This window comes from Thalassovita mediterranea, assembly GCF_001458435.1.
Taxonomy (GTDB): domain Bacteria; phylum Pseudomonadota; class Alphaproteobacteria; order Rhodobacterales; family Rhodobacteraceae; genus Thalassobius; species Thalassobius mediterraneus.
Map to the genome: position 1 here is coordinate 94,211 of NZ_CYSF01000007.1, position 17,026 is coordinate 111,236.

General features: G+C 58.4%; 15 protein-coding genes. 2 read left to right on the forward strand and 13 right to left on the reverse strand.

All coding sequences use genetic code 11. The annotated features are described in order from the left end of the window. Positions 1 to 30: 30 nt before the first annotated feature. Together TM5383_RS07850 and TM5383_RS07855 are read right to left on the reverse strand one after the other, a co-directional pair. Positions 31 to 1,464 (reverse strand): hypothetical protein, encoded by a 1,434-nt coding sequence (locus TM5383_RS07850; RefSeq protein ID WP_076400143.1) that lies wholly within the window; start codon positions 1,462 to 1,464, stop codon positions 31 to 33. Positions 1,465 to 1,562: 98 nt separating this feature from the next. Further along, on the reverse strand, positions 1,563 to 2,186 hold the full coding sequence (locus tag TM5383_RS07855) for a sugar transferase (protein WP_231725099.1): 624 nt from the start codon (positions 2,184 to 2,186) through the stop codon (positions 1,563 to 1,565). Positions 2,187 to 2,514: 328 nt separating this feature from the next. Between TM5383_RS07855 and TM5383_RS16870 the strand changes: the two genes are divergently transcribed. Continuing rightward, a complete protein-coding gene (locus TM5383_RS16870; RefSeq protein WP_197407385.1) occupies positions 2,515 to 2,775 on the forward strand; it encodes a hypothetical protein in 261 nt (86 codons plus the stop codon). Between the two features lie 435 nt (positions 2,776 to 3,210). Here the strand turns inward: TM5383_RS16870 and TM5383_RS07860 are convergent, their stop codons facing one another. The 7 genes from TM5383_RS07860 to TM5383_RS07890 form a co-directional block, all read right to left on the reverse strand. Next, positions 3,211 to 4,356 carry an iron-containing alcohol dehydrogenase gene (locus TM5383_RS07860; RefSeq protein WP_058318501.1) on the reverse strand — a complete coding sequence of 382 codons (1,146 nt, stop codon included), beginning with the start codon at positions 4,354 to 4,356 and terminating at the stop codon, positions 3,211 to 3,213. A gap of 27 nt (positions 4,357 to 4,383) precedes the next feature. Next, positions 4,384 to 5,769 carry an aldehyde dehydrogenase family protein gene (locus TM5383_RS07865; protein WP_058318502.1) on the reverse strand — a complete coding sequence of 462 codons (1,386 nt, stop codon included), beginning with the start codon at positions 5,767 to 5,769 and terminating at the stop codon, positions 4,384 to 4,386. A gap of 98 nt (positions 5,770 to 5,867) precedes the next feature. After that, positions 5,868 to 7,232: a glutamine synthetase family protein gene (locus TM5383_RS07870; RefSeq protein ID WP_058318503.1), complete on the reverse strand. Its 1,365-nt coding sequence runs from the start codon at positions 7,230 to 7,232 to the stop codon at positions 5,868 to 5,870. A gap of 100 nt (positions 7,233 to 7,332) precedes the next feature. Further along, positions 7,333 to 8,361 carry a TRAP transporter substrate-binding protein gene (locus tag TM5383_RS07875; protein ID WP_058318845.1) on the reverse strand — a complete coding sequence of 343 codons (1,029 nt, stop codon included), beginning with the start codon at positions 8,359 to 8,361 and terminating at the stop codon, positions 7,333 to 7,335. Positions 8,362 to 8,448: 87 nt separating this feature from the next. Next, entirely contained in the window at positions 8,449 to 9,771 is a 1,323-nt protein-coding gene (locus TM5383_RS07880; protein WP_058318504.1) for a TRAP transporter large permease, read from the reverse strand. A 5-nt stretch (positions 9,772 to 9,776) separates the two neighbouring features. Further along, a complete protein-coding gene (locus TM5383_RS07885) occupies positions 9,777 to 10,373 on the reverse strand; it encodes a TRAP transporter small permease subunit (RefSeq protein WP_058318505.1) in 597 nt (198 codons plus the stop codon). Beyond that, positions 10,361 to 11,146 carry an N-formylglutamate amidohydrolase gene (locus tag TM5383_RS07890; RefSeq protein WP_058318506.1) on the reverse strand — a complete coding sequence of 262 codons (786 nt, stop codon included), beginning with the start codon at positions 11,144 to 11,146 and terminating at the stop codon, positions 10,361 to 10,363. The genes TM5383_RS07885 and TM5383_RS07890 overlap by 13 nt, the downstream gene beginning before the upstream one ends. A gap of 194 nt (positions 11,147 to 11,340) precedes the next feature. Here TM5383_RS07890 and TM5383_RS07895 point away from each other — a divergent pair, with 194 nt between their 5' ends. Next, complete coding sequence (locus TM5383_RS07895; protein ID WP_058318846.1) at positions 11,341 to 12,213, forward strand: MurR/RpiR family transcriptional regulator; 873 nt, start codon at positions 11,341 to 11,343, stop codon at positions 12,211 to 12,213. A 12-nt stretch (positions 12,214 to 12,225) separates the two neighbouring features. On the opposite strand, the gene TM5383_RS07900 is transcribed toward TM5383_RS07895, so the two are convergent. The 4 genes from TM5383_RS07900 to leuS form a co-directional block, all read right to left on the reverse strand. Beyond that, complete coding sequence (locus TM5383_RS07900; RefSeq protein ID WP_058318507.1) at positions 12,226 to 12,810, reverse strand: glutathione S-transferase family protein; 585 nt, start codon at positions 12,808 to 12,810, stop codon at positions 12,226 to 12,228. A gap of 116 nt (positions 12,811 to 12,926) precedes the next feature. Further along, a complete protein-coding gene (holA, locus tag TM5383_RS07905; protein WP_058318508.1) occupies positions 12,927 to 13,934 on the reverse strand; it encodes a DNA polymerase III subunit delta in 1,008 nt (335 codons plus the stop codon). A 4-nt stretch (positions 13,935 to 13,938) separates the two neighbouring features. Continuing rightward, a complete protein-coding gene (gene lptE / locus TM5383_RS07910; protein ID WP_058318509.1) occupies positions 13,939 to 14,430 on the reverse strand; it encodes an LPS assembly lipoprotein LptE in 492 nt (163 codons plus the stop codon). After that, positions 14,417 to 16,963: a leucine--tRNA ligase gene (gene leuS, locus TM5383_RS07915; RefSeq protein WP_058318510.1), complete on the reverse strand. Its 2,547-nt coding sequence runs from the start codon at positions 16,961 to 16,963 to the stop codon at positions 14,417 to 14,419. The genes lptE and leuS overlap by 14 nt, the downstream gene beginning before the upstream one ends. Between the last annotated feature and the right edge of the window lie 63 nt (positions 16,964 to 17,026).

A 17,026-nucleotide genomic window follows, 5' to 3' on the forward strand; every position in this document is an offset into this window, starting at 1 on the left:
GCCCAGTGCATAGAAAGGCCGAAGCGCGCCCTACATCACAGAATGCAGCGGTTTCTGCGTTCTTTTGGGCGCGGGTGACGACGGGGTGGCAGGATCTGGGGCCTGGCGGCGGTGGCGCAGATATTCACAATGCCCTAGCAGGCCCCCGGATAGCAGCCATGTCAGCGGTGTAAGGGTCGCATTTGGTAACAGATCAAGGATATTCACTGATAGTATCAGCGCGGTTGCGCCAGCCAATGTGGACAGCCCCGCTGCGTGTAGGGTGCGGTAGCGAAGAACCATCACAAATATCGGTGCTGCCAACAGTCCCATTTCTGCAATGAACCCAATCCAACCGTAAAACCCGATGGCAATTACCCAACGACCGTCTGCAATCAGCTCTTCTCCGGTGATGGGGTCGTAGATCTGGTTGCGCCCCCAACTGCCCCAGCCCAGCCAAGGGCGCTCCATCGCACGTTCCAACAGCAGGGTTTCGTTGTTGAGGCGGAACTGAAGCGAATTGGCACGTTCTGCGCTGATGCGGGCGAAGGCTTCGACCAGGGTTTGTTCAGGCAATAGTCCCGCGCCTTTGATGACGGGGTAGGTCAAAGCTGCGGTTGCAATGATCATTGCCAGCAGAATCTGTATGCGTTGGGGCATAAACAGCACCAGCGGCAATAGGATAAGCGCATAAAGCAATGCGCCGATGGACTTGCACAAGACCAACACCACAAAGAGGTAAAGCATCAGTATCGCTGCACGGGCGCGTTCTGGCCCTGCGCTTTGGCGGGCGATGGCAGCTGTCGCGAGGGTGGCGCTCATGGCGAAAAATGCGACCCAGATTCCGTGATACAGGAACACAACAGGGCGATAGCCGCCAAAGCGGATAGATTGGTCAAAGAGGTGCTGGTAAAATCCGTAAATCCAGTTGTTCAACTGGGGGGACAGGCGCACCTCGATCAGCATCGGGGCGGAATATATCAACCCGAATAGGGCAAAGCCCAACAGCATGTCCCTCAGATCTTGGCGGCGGCGCAACAGGCCCAATGCCACCAGCATTGGCACGATCATGATGATGCGGGTCAACACCAAGGAGATTGCATCGCGTAACCCAAGGCCCGGCAAACCGATGCGGCCGAAGAAAAGTGCGTCGGTATTGGTCAGCACCGTGAACAGTGGCGATAGCACGAATACCGCCAACAGCCCGCGTAAGAGGCGCGATTGCGGTATCCAGCTGACCTGTTCAAGCCGTCCCTGTTGCACAGCGATGAACACCGCAAGGCAGAGGGATAGCGCAGGCAGCGTTTCCTTGTCCAAGGGGGGCAGCAGTGGCAGGTCAAACTGCACCGGCGCTGTGGGTAGGAACAGATAGCTGAGGAAAATATTGGCCAAAAACGCGCGCACCGGTGGTAGCCATTGGAACAGCCCAATAGCGATCAGGGGCCATAGCCCCAAAACCAGATATGCAAGTGCGTTTGGCTCCATCACTCCGGTGGCAGATACGAACTGTTTTTATCAGTGAAGAGATCTAGCGCAGAGTTGCGGCAGAAAAATGGCGCGTGCACCGCCAAGGTGCGCTGGGCCTACCGGCCAGTTGCGTTCAAAACGACGCGGACAGTAGCGACCAGCAGGCGCAGATCCATACCCAACGACAGAGTGTTGTGATACTGCGCATCAAAAGCGGCACGATCTGCAAAGCTGCTTTCGTTGCGAACGGAGGTTTGCCACAGGCCAGTGATACCCGGAGCCATCTCGTAGTATTCGTTGCCGGGATAAAGCGATCGCTGGCAGGGCATCATCGGACGCGGACCAACCAGCGACATCTCACCCTTCAGCACATTCCAAAGCTGCGGCAACTCATCCAGAGAGGTGCGGCGGATCAGGCGACCTACGCGGGTGATACGCGGATCATGGGTCAGCTTCTGATCGCGGTCCCATTCGGCGCGCGCCTCTGGGTTCTGGTCTAGATAGGCGGCCAGCTGCGTGTCGGCGTTGGGCACCATGCTGCGCAGTTTCCACATGGAAAATTCTTTGCCACCACGGCCAACGCGGCGCTGACGGTAAAACGGTGCGGCCCCATCCAGAACGATCAGCAGGCACAGGACCGCAACAACCAACAGGACACTGGGCGCCATGAGGACCACCAGCGTCACATCCAGAATACGTTTACCCATTGTGCGATAGGGCGCTGCCAGTTTGGATTGCATGGCAAGGCGTGTTTGAATGTGCGCGGCATCAACATTCGACGACGCAAGGTTGCTATTCGCGGTCATTTCAAACTCTCCCAGGTGGTCAGGATTTGGATGTGTGGCGCGATGGCCGACCAAATTCCGACATAGACACAAATGGACACCCCTCCGAAAACGCATTCGGAAGAAAACAGATCAATCATTTCAGTGACGCCGGGCAGTTGGCAGCTCTGCCCGGTGCAGACTTTTGAGGTCCGATCTGATGGCCCCGTGATTGGTGCGATAAGCACCCTGCGGATTGGCGATCGACCTACAGCGCTAAGGCTGAGGATGTGACGGACTTTCTGTGTTTTTTATGAATATTTTTTGCTTTTGCGTCAACGGAACAGGGCGAATTGCAACTCATAGGCGCTACCCCTACGAAGGTCCTAGTGCCGCCAAATGGTTAGGTCTTTTGGGTTCAAAAGTATATCTGCCGACACCCGAACAAGACCGCAATCTTGTTGCTGGGATGGGTGCCAGTTCGATCTATTTCGAAGGGCAAAACCACAATATTTTTTCAACGGCACGCGTGACTGTCCGCGTTACGACAACAATGGCGGCATGAGTTTGGCGATTGTTGGGTCAGGAAAACCGAATATATCGTGCCGTGAGCAAAACGAATGACATGATTTTAGCACGTGAAGTGTCGATGTTTTGACGCATGCGTGGCGCGGACACAGGGTTTTCCCTAAATGGATCACGCGCCGCCATAAGCGGTGCCGCGATGTGACTAGGCCATTGGTATAGTCGGTGAAAGAGCGGCGTGATGTCGACTTACACCTTATAGGTGTGTTTTGCTGGAAACAAACCTGCGGGTGCAGGCCGATTGTTCGCAATCGAACGTCCGCACAACCGCGTTACTGATTCGTTTTAGCAGGGATTTGGGGGATTGTCCGGCGATACATCCTTTTGAGTCGATCCAACTCTCGGAGGTTTGTGCCGACTTTGCCGGTGCTTTGGCGGGACCGTTCGCCCCGCCAAAATATCGTATCGGACGGCCTTAGAAACAGGCGTCCAGCAGTTCGGCTGTGTTTTCCGCCGTCATTTCCACAGGGTTACCACCGGTGGAGGGATCGGCCAGCGCGCCTTTGATGATCGCGGGTTTGTCGGGATCGGTGACGCCCAGTTCCGTCAGGTTGGCGGGAATGCCGAGCGATGCGTTCAGTTCGCCGACAAAGGCATAGAAGCCGTCAAAGCCACCTTCGATGCCCAGATAGGCAGCGGCGCGTTCAATCCGGTCCTCAATCGCGGCGCGGTTATATTTCAGCACCGGCTGCATCACGACCGCGTTGGTGGTGCCGTGGTGGGTGTTGTACATCGCCCCGATGGGGTGCGACAGCGCATGGATCGCGCCCAGACCTTTCTGGAAGGCCACAGCGCCCATTGCGGCGGCGGCCATCATCTGACCACGGGCCTCAATATCGGTGCCATCCTTATAGGCGCGGGGCAGGTATTCTTTGACGATGCGCAGACCTTCCAGCGCGATGCCCTGCGACATCGGGTGGAAATGCGGGCTGCAGAACGCCTCCAGACAGTGGGCGAAAGCATCCATGCCGGTGCCTGCGGTGATCATCGGTGGCATGCCGACGGTCAGTTCCGGATCGGCGATCACCACGGTGGGCAGCACCTTGGGGTGGAAGATGATCTTCTTCTCATGGGTTTCAGAATTGGTCAGCACGGACGCGCGGCCCACTTCGGACCCGGTGCCTGCGGTGGTGGGTACGGCGATGATCGGCGCGATGGCGTCACTGTCGGCGCGGGTCCACCAATCGCCAATGTCCTCGAAATCCCAAACCGGACGGGTCTGACCCGCCATGAAGGCAACCATTTTACCCAGATCAAGGCCCGAACCGCCGCCAAAGGCGATCACACCATCGTGGCCACCAGCGCGGTAGACCTCTAGGCCAGCGTCCAGGTTCACCTCTGTCGGGTTCGGGTCCACCTCGGAAAAGATGCCGCGGCCCAGACCCGCGGCTTCCATGATGTCCAGCGCCTGCGCGGTGATCGGCAGCGGTGCCAGCCCTTTGTCGGTGACCAGCAGGGGCTTCTTCATGCCAGCGGCGGCACAGGCGTCGGGCAGTTCATTGATACGGCCCGCGCCAAAGCGGATGGCGTTGGGGTAGGACCAGTTAGCAGTGAGTGTCATGGTGTTATTCCTCTCGATTTGCCGGCCTTAGCCGGTCACCTTTTTCAGGTGGTAGGATTTGGGACGGGTCAGGTTGTGATAGCCGATGACCGACAGACCGCCGCCGCGGCCGGTGTCTTTGCAGCCGGTCCAGCATAGGCCGGGATCAAGGTAATCGGCGCGGTTCATGAACACAGTGCCGGTCTCAATCTGATCACCGATGGCCTGCGCGCGTTCAACGTCCTGCGTCCAAAGCGACGCGGTCAGGCCAAAGTCGCTGTCGTTCATCAGCGCAATCGCTTCGGCGTCGTCTTTCACCTTCATGATGCCGACCACGGGGCCAAAGCTCTCTTCGCGCATCACCCGCATGTCGTGGGTCACGTCGACCAGAATCTGAGGCGCCAGATAGGCGCCGCCGTCCTCGGGGAACAGGGCGGGGTCGATCAGGGGCTTGGCGCCAGCCGCCACAGCCTCGGCCACCTGTGCGCGGACCTCATCAGCGAAGCGCACGTTGGCCATCGGGCCAATCGTTGTCTCGGGGTCCATCGGATTGCCCAGCTTGTAGCCCTCAACGATTTTCACCGCTTTGGCGATAAAGTCGTCGAACAAGCTCTCAACGACATAGATGCGTTCAATCCCGCAGCAGCATTGGCCCGAGTTGAACATCGCACCGTCAATCAAGGTATCCACGGCGGCGTCCAGATCGGCGTCCTCCATCACATAGCCCGGATCCTTGCCGCCCAGTTCCAGACCAACACCGGTAAAGGTGCCCGCCGCCGCGCGTTCGATCGCACGGCCACCACCGACAGAACCGGTGAAGTTCACAAAGCCAAAGCTTTTCGCCGCGATCAGATCGGACGTTACATCATGGCTGAGGAAGACGTTCTGGAACACATCCGCAGGCACACCCGCAGCGGTGAAGGCCGCGACCATGCGCTCGCCGACCAGCAGCGTTTGCGTTGCGTGTTTCAGCACCACCGTGTTGCCCGCGATCAGCGCAGGCGCGACCGTGTTGATCGCGGTCATATAGGGGTAGTTCCACGGCGCAACGACCAGTACCACACCATGCGGCACCCGTTTGATGTAGCGCTTGAAGGTGGCATCCTCGCCCACCTCAATATCCGCCAGACTGTCGGCTGCGATTTGGCCCATGTAGCTGGCGCGTTCGTTGAACCCGCCAAATTCACCACCGTAGCGCACCGGGCGGCCCATCTGCTGGGCGATCTCTGGCACGATTTCGTCGTTCATTTCGCCCACTTTGGCGACACCGGCCATGACCAGATCAATCCGCTCTTGCAGGGGACGCGCGGCCCAATCTGCCTGCGCGGCCTTGGCGCGGGCGACCACATCCTTCGCGGCCTCCAACGACAGAACTTCACGTTCTGCCAGAACCGATCCGTCGATCGGCGAAATGCATGTCAGTTTTTGTCCCATGCCACAGACTCCAGTCAAAGGGGCAGCACCCCGTTTCAATGTTCCAAAAATACTCCCGCCGGAGGCAAAGCCTTCACCGCCAGCGGTAAACCTCGTGATTAGGCGCGTTCAAACCCACGGGCCAGTTCCCAATCCGTGACCGCATTGTCGAACTCTTCCTGCTCAACCTCTGCCGCGCGGGTGTAGTGATCGACCACCCAATCCCCCATCGCCGCCCGCAACATGGCGGAGTTGCGCAGGGTTTCGGTTGCTTCGCGCAGGGAGTGGGGCACATCGGTCACGCCCTCCATCTCATAGACATCGCCCTGCAGCGGATCGGCCAGTTCCAGCCCTTCCTCAACCCCTGCCAGACCGGCGGCGATCAGCGCGGCCATGGCCAGATAGGGGTTTAGGTCGGACCCACCGATGCGGCATTCGATCCGCACGGCCTTGCTGCCCGCGCCACACAGGCGGAAGGCGGCGGTGCGGTTATCGACGGACCAGACCGCTTTGGTTGGGGCAAAGCTGCCTTTCTGGAACCGTTTGTAGCTGTTTACATAAGGCGCCAGGAAATAGGTCAGATCGCTGGCGTATTTGATCTGTCCCGCCACATAGGCGCGCATCAGATCGGACATGCCGTAGGGTTTATCCGCATCAAAGAAGACGTTTTGGCCGTCCTTCCACATCGACTGATGCACATGGCTGGACGATCCTACGCGGTTTGGGTGCCATTTCGGGATGAAGCTGGCGGCGTGGCCCTGTTGCCATGCGATTTCCTTGGTGGCGTGTTTCGCGATTGAGTGGTGATCAGCGGTCAGCATCGCGGGGGCGTATTTGATGTTCAGCTCTTCCTGACCGGCCTCTGCCTCACCCTTGGTGTTTTCTACCGGAATGCCCGCGGCGTAGAGGTGATTGCGCAACGGGCGCATCACATGCTCTTCCTTGGTGGTCTGGAAGATGTGGTAATCTTCGTTATAGCCCGAAATAGGCGTCAGATCGCGGTAGCCTGAGGCGGCGATCTCTTTCAGTGATTTTTCAAATAGGAAGAATTCCAGTTCCGTCGCGGTGACGGGATCAAACCCCATCGCCTGCGCCCGTTCGACCTGTTTTTTCAGGATCGCACGGGGGGAATGTTCGACGTCTTTGTGATGGTGGTGATCCAGCACATCACACAGCACCAGCGCGGTGCCCTCCAACCATGGCAGTGGGCGGATGGTGCCTAGATCAGGCTTCATCACATAGTCGCCATAGCCCTCACGCCAGCTGGTCGCAGCAAAGCCATCCGGCGTGCCCATTTCCAGATCGGTGGCCAGTAGGTAGTTGCAGCAATGGGTTTCTTCCCACGCGCTGTCGACAAAGTGGTGGCCCACAAACCGCTTGCCCATCAGGCGGCCCTGCATATCCACCATGCAGGCCAGAACGGTGTCGATCGTGCCGTCCGCAACGGCTGCTTTCAGCTGTTCAAAAGTCATCATGCCAGCCATCTGCGGGCTCCTTTGCCTTGCTTTGCGTCCTGAGGCCCCGGTTTATGCCGGGGCCTCAGAGTGGTGTGTGCCGCGCGTTCAGAACGCGGGGCAGGGTGCCTTAACCGTAGCGGTAGGGGCGGCCTGCCTTCTGCATATCGGCGTTGTATTTCTTGATGATTTCAACAACCTTCGCCTTGGTCGGGCTTTCGGTTGCGACTTCATCCCAGAACTTCAGCGCGGCCTCTTCGACCTGTGCCCATTCAGCATCAGGGATGGAGGTCAGTTCCATCTTGGTGCCGTTGACGCGCAGGTTCGCTTCGCCGCCCCAATACCACCACTGGCGATAATAGTGGGACTGGTCACAGCAGACTCGGAACAGTGTTTGCAGATCCTCAGGGATGCCTTCCCAGCTGCCCTGGTTGGCAAAGAACGAACCTGCCCATGCGCCAGAGATGTTGTTGGTCAGGAAGTAGTTGGTCACATCGGCCCAGCCTACGGTGTAGTCTTCGGTGATGCCGGACCATGCGATGCCGTCCAGCTCGCCGGTTTGCATCGCAACCTCAATGTCTTCCCACGGCAGGGTTACGGGCACCACGCCAAACTGGCTGAGGAAGCGACCGGCGGTCGGGAAGGTAAAGACGCGCTTGCCCTTCAGGTCTGCTAGCGAACGGATCGGATCTTTGGTGGCGAAGTGGCAGGGATCCCAAGCACCGGCCGAGATGTGTTTCACGCCGACCTTGGAATATTCTTCATCCCAGATCTCGTTCAGGCCGTACTGGTTAAAAAGCACCGGCACGTCGAGGCTGTAGCGCGAAGCGAAGGGGAAGTAGCCGCCAAACACGGTCACTTCGGTGGGTGACGCCATCGAGTCATCGTCGGACTGAACCGCATCAATGGTGCCGCGCTGCATGGCTTGGAACAGCTCACCCGTGGGGACCAGCTGATCGGCATAGAACAGTTCGATCTGCATGCGGTCGCCTGCGATCTTGTTGAACATGTCGATGGCGGGTTTCACCACGTGTTCGGCCAGCGCGGGACCGGCATAGGTCTGCATCCGCCATTTGATGGTGCCCGACGCCAGCGCCGGGGTGGCAAGGGCGGCCGGGGCCGCTGCGGCACCGGCAAGGAACTTACGTCTTGTGGTCATGTCATACACTCCAATTTTCTGTTGGCCTATTTAGGCATGAATGGGGTTATCCCCTTGTTATTGGACGCTCCCTTGGCAGGAGTTCTGTCATCTTCCGTAAACGTATTCGGGTAGCCACAGTGCGATCTGCGGGAAGGTCATGATCAGGATCAGCGCGGATACCATGATCATTACAAACGGCAGGATGGACCCGTAGATGTCGCGCAGTGAAATTTCCGGCGGTGCCATGGCGCGCATCAGGAATAGATTGTAGCCGAACGGCGGGGTCATATAGGCGATCTGCGTGGTGATCGTATAAAGGACACCGTACCAGATCAGATCGAACCCCAGCGCATGGACCAGCGGCACATAAAGCGGCGCCACGATCACAAGCATCGCGGTGTCATCCAAAAAGGTGCCCATGATGATAAAGCTCAGCTGCATCAGGATCAGGATCATCCACGGATCAAGGCCCAGCTGTTCGGTGAACAGGCCCTTAATGGCGTTCACCGCGCCTAGACCGTCAAACACCGCGCCAAAGCCCAGAGCCGCCAGAATGATCCACATAAACATGCAGGAAATGCCCAGCGTCTGACGCACGGAGTTTTCAAACACCTCGCGGGTCATCCGCCCCTTTACCACGGCGGCCATAAAGGCGGTCATCGCACCAATGGCAGAGCTTTCGACCAGTGACGTCCAGCCGTTCACAAAGGGCACCATCATCGCGGCAAAGATAATGAGCGGCAGCAGACCCGCGCCCAGCAGGCGGATCTTTTCGCCGCGTGGCACGTTGCGCTCTTCCTCGCTCAGCGTGGGGCCAAGGGCGGGGTTCATTTTGCAGCGGATATAGATGTAGAGAATGAACAGCGTCGCCATCAGCAGGCCCGGCACCACACCAGCCAGCCACAACTGCCCCACCGGCTGGCGCGCGATCATCGCATAAAGCACCAGCACAACAGAGGGCGGCACTAGGATGCCAAGGGACGATCCCGCCTGAATAACCCCAGTCACCATGCGTTTGTCATAGCCACGACGCAAGAGTTCCGGCAGCGCGATCGTCGCGCCAATGGCCATGCCCGCAACGCTCAACCCGTTCATGGCCGACACCAGAACCATCAGACCAATGGTGCCAATCGCCAATCCGCCGGATACAGGCCCCATCCAGACGTGAAACATCTTGTAGAGGTCATCGGCGATTTTTGATTCTGACAGAACGTAGCCCATAAAAATGAACATCGGCAGGGTCAGCAGCGGATACCATTTCATCAGCTTCATCGCCGATGAAAACGGAATCGCCGATCCGCCATCGCCCCATAGGAACAGCGCTGCAACAGCGGCCACGCCGCCAATCGCGCCAAAGACCCGCTGGCCGGTGAACAGCATCACCATCATGGTGGCAAACATGAAGATTGCGATCATTTCATAGGACATTTTGATCAGATCTCCTGTCCGCGAATGCGGGCGATGTCTTTGAAGAATTCGGATAGCGCCTGTAACAGCATCAACAGGATGCCCAGTGTCATGATCATCTTGATCGGCCACAGGATCGGGCGCCATGCGGTCGGACTGCGTTCCAGATACCCCAGCAATTCCCCAGCCGCCGTTGGACCCGCGGTGAAGAAGGTGGTGATCAGCTCCCACAGGAACGCAAACGGTGTGCCGCGGAAATGGCCCAGCGAATAGGCAAAGGAATCTACCGCCCCGTAAAGCAGCACGCCTAGGTAAAACGCCAGAACCACCACCGTTGCGGCGTCAAACTGCGCTTTCTTGCGGTCGGACCAGTTGTGATAAAACAGGTCCATCCGCACGTTTGATCCCATCTGGATCGAGTATGGCCCGCCAAGGATGTAGTAGGCGACCATGGCAAACTGCGCCATTTCCAGCGTCCACAGCGACGGCAGGAAAAACGTCTTGGAGATGGACGACCACATCAGGATGCCAACCATGACAAAGATGCCATACATTACGATCCGGCCCAGCCGGTAGTTGATGGCATCCACCCAGCGGACATAGGCGCGGATCAGGCGGGGCATTGGGTGCCTCCTTCCTGCGGGATGTCACAGGCGGTCATCGCTGCACGCATCCAACCGGTCATCATTTTGGCCATTGCGGCTTGTTGGTCGGCAGTGGCGATCAGGTCGTTGCGCACCTCGATCATCACATTGTGGATGCCGCGGGGCAGGGCGTGTTTTTTCAGCGTATGAGTGACGCCGTGTTCGGGTCCGTAAGGATCATTGCGGCGCACCACATGCGCGGTGTGATCCGCGGCACAGGCCAGCATTGCATCGGCAAAACGGCTGTCCTCGTCATGCAAAACGCCGATCTCTACCTCGCGGGTCTGACCGTTGTAGGTGGGGGTGAAGCTGTGCATCGTGATCATCAGCTGCGGCATCTGGCTATCGAGAAGTTTAACCATCGCAGCGCCAAACGGATCATGGAAACGGCGCACCCGCTCAGCACGCGCCTTATCGCTCAGATCCTGATTGCCGGGGATGTCGAACACTTCGCTGCGGGACGGCATAGCGTCGGGCGCTTCTGGTGGACGGTTCAAATCAAACAACAAACGCGATGCCGCGCCCGCGATCAGCGGTGCAGTCAAAGCAGTGGCCAGCATTTGCGCGACAGGCAATGCGCCGGGATCCCAAGCGACGTGACTTTGGCGTGCGTCCTCATCTAGGCCCAGCCCAGAAAATTCGGGCGGCATGACATTGCTGGCATGTTCACACACGACCACGATGGGCGCTGCGGATTGCGGCAAAGAAGCGCGAACCGCTTCATTGTCAAGGATCGGGTATCGATCAGCCATGTCCTTAAATGTCCCCCACAGGTCGTTTGGATCACGACTGAAATGGATCAGCTATGATCGTTTTGTAAACAATTCTTCAGATCATCCTCACCTGTCAATGATAATACTGAAAAAATATCTTCAGCTGTCTGATGGTTGTCTATATCCTAATCAAAACGGGTGCAGATCCAGATGCTTGTCATGAGGGGGCGGAAATGACTCAACAACCGGAAACCATCGCTGAACGTTTGCAGGGCGCTTTTGACAGTCTGACACGCGCCGAGCGCCAGCTGGCAGATTCGCTGCTACAGAACTATCCGGTGTCTGGCCTCGCCTCGATCACGCAGGTGGCCAAGGCGGCGGAGGTGTCGACGCCTACCGTGGTGCGGATGGTGCAGAAACTGGGCTTCTCCGGCTTTCCTGATTTCCAGAACGCCCTGCGGCGCGAGCTGGAGGCACAGATTTCCGACCCGATCAGCAAGCATGACACCTGGGTCGAAAGCGCGCCGGATGCGCATATCCTCAACCGCTTTACCGATGCGGTGATGGGCAACATCCGTCAAACCCTGACGCAGATTGACCCCGAACAGTTTGATCGCGCCTGCGAAATGCTGGCGGAAACGGATCATTCCGTGATGGTCGTAGGCGGGCGGATCACCCGTGCGCTGGCGGACTACTTCTTCATGCACATGCAGGTGGCGCGGCCCGGTGTGACCCATATCCAGTCGATGTCGAACGCTTGGGTGCATTACCTGCTAGAGATCAAGCCGGGCGATATCGTGGTGATTTTCGATGTGCGGCGCTATGAAAATTCGACCCTGCGCATGGCCAAAATGGCACGGGAAAAGGGTGCGCGGATCATCCTGTTCACGGATCAATGGCGCAGTCCGGTGCATGAATTTGCCGATGTGACCTTCTGCGGGCGGATTACTGTGCCGTCTGCGTGGGATTCCAGTGCCACGTTGATGTTGATTATCGAAGCGATGATCGCCCAGGTGCAGGAACATACCTGGGATATCACCCGTCAACGGATGGAAGAGCTGGAGGGCATGTTCGACCGGACCCGCTTCTTCCGCAAGTTTACCTGAGCGTGACGCGAATTAGTGGGTCAGGGCACGCTTGAACGCCTCACGTTGGCGCATGGATTTGGCGTAGTCGGTTAGACGTGCGTCCGGCTTGGGAAAGCCGGCCACATGTGCCCAATTCAAACAGTGGGTCAGCAGAATATCTGCGATTGTCATCTGCGCCCCCTGCAGAAACGGGCCCTCGATAGCGTCTGCCAGACGGTTTGCATTGCGCAGAAACTCTTGTTTCAGGCTCGGCTTGATGTCTGGCACCCGTTCTTCTGGTGGCAAGATGAAACTGTGGCGGGCCGCGGTCCACAACAGCGCCTCTAGCTCATCCAGAATGCGGTGCATCAGTGCATCCTGACGGGCGCGTTCGACGGTGCCGGGCGTATGGGTCAGAGTTTGGTGTTTGTCTGCCAGATAGCTAAGGATGGCGCTCGAGTCGGTCAGGTAATCATCACCCACACGTAATGCGGGGATTTTTCCGGTGGTATTTGCGGCCAATGCGGGATCGGAATGGGGTTTCACGTCATCAACGGTGAAGTCCTGACCCAGCTCTTCCAGCATCCAGATAACGCGAAACGCGCGGCTCGTGATGCCGCCAACCACATGATACATATCTTCCTCCCCAGGGTGCGGTGAATATGGCGATCAGAAAAACGGGGGTAAGGCCAAAAGGCTAGCCCAAATCGCCTGCGTGACGGGGCGTTAGGTAGTGGGGCGCTGTAGTGCGGTTAGCGCCGCGCCATCATTGCCAGACGGATGAGTGCGCGTTCCACCAATGCCATCGCTGGTGCGTTTTGACCTGCGGAGCGTAGCTGCAAATCAGTGTCTAATAGCAGGGTTAGAGCCGCTTGTAGCTTGATCGGGCCCCAAGTGCGGGCCTGTTTCTGACTACGTTCTTTCTGCTTGAACGATCCGGGGATAAAGATGCGTCCACCGTCGTTGGCCGCGATATTGAACAGGGTGCGGAAATGGCGTGTGGTGCCGATGCATAGCGATACGGCGTTCACGCCCTGCGCCTTCAACTTTTCCAAAATCGGGCCGATTTGATCCGAGCGCCCCTCGGCTACCACGTTCAAAATGTCATCCAACGCTGCCTCAATCGTGGCGGGCGCGCAGGCGGAAACGTCTTCGGGGCTGACGGCGGTGGTGTCATTCAGTTTATAGAGTGCCAGCTTTTCCATCGTCTGGCGGAAATCACCCGGTGACAGGTCCTTGCCCAGATCCATCAGATCGGTCATCGCGGCGGTATCGACGTTTTTCACGCCACTGCGCGCCAGCTCTGCCTCGATATCTTCGCGGCTGGGCGGGTCATCGTAGAGGCCGACGGCATAGGCGTTTGGGTGTGCCTCGAACAGTTTGCGCAGTTTCGATGTCGGCTTCAGCGCGCCGCCGGTGACGATGACCTGCGCATCGCCCGGGGCCCAATCGACCATCGCGTTGGTGATTGCGGGCGTTGCGCTATCGTTGGCATCCTCAACAAAGACCACACGCGGGCCGGGGAAGAAGCTGACCGCCTTGATCGCATCCAGTAGCTGCGCCGGATCCTTGCGCAATGACGCACCAGCAATGCGGGTCAGGCGCATTTCTTCTTCACCGCTGGGCCCGATCAATGCGGCGATCACTTCTTGCCGTTTGAGCGCCGCGCGCATCGCATCCGCCGAATAGATCAGCAGACCTGCGCGGTCTGCCTCAGGCTGGCGGAAATATTTGTTGGCGTCGCGCGGAGAGAGCTTCATCGCGTCACTTCGGTAGGTCAGCCGATTTGGCCAAGAGCTGCGCGACGACCTGATCACCCAGAATCACCATCAGGCGCGCGCGCGCGTCTTCATCTGCGGCGCGGGTGGCAACGGTGGTGCCGGTCGCTGAATAGCCTGTGAACTGAGTAGCACTGCCACTGATCAAAACGGTTTCACTCGCGGGATCGATCAATTGATAGTCGACCTTGCCGATCAGATTGAACCGTGCCGTGGTGTTGTTGGCGGCAACGGCCATACGCTGTTGATCAACCTTCAGGGTATACTTGAACTGAAAGCGGCCCGCGGTTGTGTGGCCCAGCTGTTGTTCCAGATGGCGCACCAGCAACTGATCGTCGCGTGTTGAAGGGGCGGCAAAGGAAATTTGCCCCTTTAGCCCGTCAGCCGCGCCACCCGGCGCATAGACCGGGGTAAAGCCGCAGCCCGTTAGGGCCACGGCAACTGTCATCATCATCAGATGGCGTTTAGACAACCACATTCACAATACGTCCCGGAACCACGATCAGCTTTTTCGGTTGGCCCCCGTCGAGGGCTTTGACCACAGCTTCGTGCGCGAGGACGAGGTTTTCAACCTCTTCCTTCGGCATGTCCTTGGCCACGCTGATTTCCGCCCGACGTTTGCCGTTGATCTGGATCGGCATGGTGACGGTGTCATCGACCAGCATCTTTTCATCCGCAACCGGCCACGCGGCCGCTGCAATCAGACCTTCGCCGCCCAGAACCTGCCAGCATTCCTCGGCGAGGTGCGGGGTCATCGGTGACATCAACTGTGCCAGAACCTTGGCAGCCTGACGCTTCGCCGCGGCACCAGCCTTGGATTTCGACAGGGTGTTGGTGAAGCCATAAAGCTTTGCGATGGATGCGTTGAAGCCAAAGCTGTCAACGCCGCCGGTCACCTCATGGACGGCCTTGTGCATGGCACGCAGCAGTGCTTCATCTTCTTTGACGTTGTCGGCTGCATCGGATGCAGCGATTTCAGCACAGATGCGGTAGACGCGGCCCAGATGTTTATGCGCGGCCTCGGCACCGGATGCGGTCCATTCCACGTCACGTTCGGGCGGGCTGTCGGACAGGACGAACCAACGGGCAGTATCGGCGCCGTATTGGTCGATGATCTGCACCGGATCCACCACGTTGTTTTTCGATTTCGACATTTTGGCCGAGGGTACGATGGTCACTTCGCGCCCATCCTGCAGGAAGCCCTTGCCGTCGCGCAGCTCCACCTCTTCGGGATAGTGATAGACCGGACGGCCATCCTTGCCCTCGGTTTGGTAGATCGCGTGGGTCACCATGCCCTGCGTGAACAGCGCGTTGAACGGCTCTTTCGACTTCTCCGGCAGGTGGCCGCAGATGTTCATCGCACGGGCAAAGAAGCGCGAGTACAGGAGGTGCAAAATCGCGTGTTCAATGCCGCCGATATACTGATCGACGTTCATCCAATACTCGGCCTCAGCCTGATCGGTCGGGGTGTCTGCACGCGGCGCGGTGAAGCGGGCGAAATACCACGAGCTGTCCACAAAGGTGTCCATCGTATCGGTTTCGCGCTGTGCGGGCTTGCCGCAGTTCGGGCAGGTGCAGTTGCGCCATGTCGGGTGACGGTCCAGCGGGTTGCCGGGGATGTCGAAACTGACGTCTTCGGGCAGTTCGACGGGCAGGTTTTCCTTTTTCTCGGGCACCACGCCGCAGTCGTCACAATGGACGACGGGGATCGGGCAGCCCCAGTAGCGCTGACGCGACAGGCCCCAGTCGCGCAGGCGGAATTTGGTGACGCCTTCGCCAAAACCAGCCGCTTCGCAGTGATCAACGGCGGTGTTCACGCCCTCTTCGCCGGTTTGCACTTCGGCGCCTGCATAGCCTTTGATGTAGCGAACCTTTTCCGCTTTGGTCGGCACATAGGCTTTGCCAGCTTCTGCCGCGCCTTCGACGGGTTCGAACACCGGAATGATCGGCAGATCGTATTTGGTGGCAAAGTCATAGTCGCGTTCATCATGGGCCGGGCAGGCAAAGATCGCGCCGGTGCCATAGTCCATCAGGATGAAGTTCGCGATCCACACCGGCAGTTCCCAGTTCGGGTCCAGCGGGTGTTTGACGGTCAGGCCTGTGTCAAAGCCCAGCTTGTCGGCCTTTTCAATCGCCTCGGCGGTGGTGCCACCTTTGCGCGCCTCGGCGCAGAAGGCGGCGACATCTTCGCGCTCTGCCTCCAGCTGTTTGGCCAGCGGGTGATCGGGGGAGATACCGACAAAAGATGCGCCCATCAGCGTGTCGGGGCGGGTGGTGTAGACCTCAATCTTTTCGCCATTATCGGTACGCTCAAAGCCGAACTGCAGACCGCGCGATTTGCCGATCCAGTTTTCCTGCATCAGGCGGACCTTGGCGGGCCAGTTGTCCAGACCCGACAGACCGTCCAGCAGTTCGTCAGAGTAATCAGAGATTTTGAAGAACCACTGGGTCAGTTCACGACGTTCCACCTCGGCGCCGGAACGCCAGCCTTTGCCGTCGATCACCTGTTCGTTGGCCAGAACGGTCATGTCGACCGGATCCCAGTTCACCACCGCATTTTTGCGGTAAACCAGACCTTTTTCGATGAAGTCGATGAACATCGACTGCTGCTGGCCGTAATATTCGGGATCACAGGTGGCAAACATGCGCGACCAGTCCAGACCGAAGCCGAGCGGTTTCATCTGGTTCACCATCGTGTCGATGTTGTCATAGGTCCAGGTTTTCGGATGACCACCCGACGCCATCGCGGCGTTTTCGGCGGGCATACCAAAGGCGTCAAAGCCCATCGGGTGCAGCACGTTATGGCCGGTGGCGATTTTGTAACGCGCGATCACGTCGCCCATGGTGTAGTTGCGGACGTGACCGATGTGGATGCGTCCCGACGGGTAGGGGAACATCTCTAGCACGTAGTATTTCGGTTTGTCGTCGCTGCGGACGGCCTTGAAGATGTCGGCCTTGTCCCAGGCTTCCTGCCACTTGCCTTCGATTTCGGCTGCTACATAGCGGGTCATGTCGCGCGGACCTTTCCTGGCGTGTTTATAACTGTATCGCAGGGGTGATAGGGGGCTGGGGCG

Bases quoted from the DNA above. Each gene is read 5' to 3' on its own strand.
- TM5383_RS07870 (WP_058318503.1), bottom strand. From the start codon at position 7,232: ATGGCTGGCATGATGACTTTTGAACAGCTGAAAGCAGCCGTTGCGGAC.
- TM5383_RS07850 (WP_076400143.1), bottom strand. From the start codon at position 1,464: ATGGAGCCAAACGCACTTGCATATCTGGTTTTGGGGCTATGGCCCCTG.
- lptE (WP_058318509.1), bottom strand. From the start codon at position 14,430: ATGTGGTTGTCTAAACGCCATCTGATGATGATGACAGTTGCCGTGGCC.
- TM5383_RS07895 (WP_058318846.1), top strand. From the start codon at position 11,341: ATGACTCAACAACCGGAAACCATCGCTGAACGTTTGCAGGGCGCTTTT.
- leuS (WP_058318510.1), bottom strand. From the start codon at position 16,963: ATGACCCGCTATGTAGCAGCCGAAATCGAAGGCAAGTGGCAGGAAGCC.
- TM5383_RS07890 (WP_058318506.1), bottom strand. From the start codon at position 11,146: ATGGCTGATCGATACCCGATCCTTGACAATGAAGCGGTTCGCGCTTCT.
- TM5383_RS07860 (WP_058318501.1), bottom strand. From the start codon at position 4,356: ATGACACTCACTGCTAACTGGTCCTACCCCAACGCCATCCGCTTTGGC.
- TM5383_RS07875 (WP_058318845.1), bottom strand. From the start codon at position 8,361: ATGACCACAAGACGTAAGTTCCTTGCCGGTGCCGCAGCGGCCCCGGCC.
- holA (WP_058318508.1), bottom strand. From the start codon at position 13,934: ATGAAGCTCTCTCCGCGCGACGCCAACAAATATTTCCGCCAGCCTGAG.
- TM5383_RS07855 (WP_231725099.1), bottom strand. From the start codon at position 2,186: ATGCAATCCAAACTGGCAGCGCCCTATCGCACAATGGGTAAACGTATT.
- TM5383_RS07885 (WP_058318505.1), bottom strand. From the start codon at position 10,373: ATGCCCCGCCTGATCCGCGCCTATGTCCGCTGGGTGGATGCCATCAAC.
- TM5383_RS07900 (WP_058318507.1), bottom strand. From the start codon at position 12,810: ATGTATCATGTGGTTGGCGGCATCACGAGCCGCGCGTTTCGCGTTATC.
- TM5383_RS07865 (WP_058318502.1), bottom strand. From the start codon at position 5,769: ATGGGACAAAAACTGACATGCATTTCGCCGATCGACGGATCGGTTCTG.
- TM5383_RS07880 (WP_058318504.1), bottom strand. From the start codon at position 9,771: ATGTCCTATGAAATGATCGCAATCTTCATGTTTGCCACCATGATGGTG.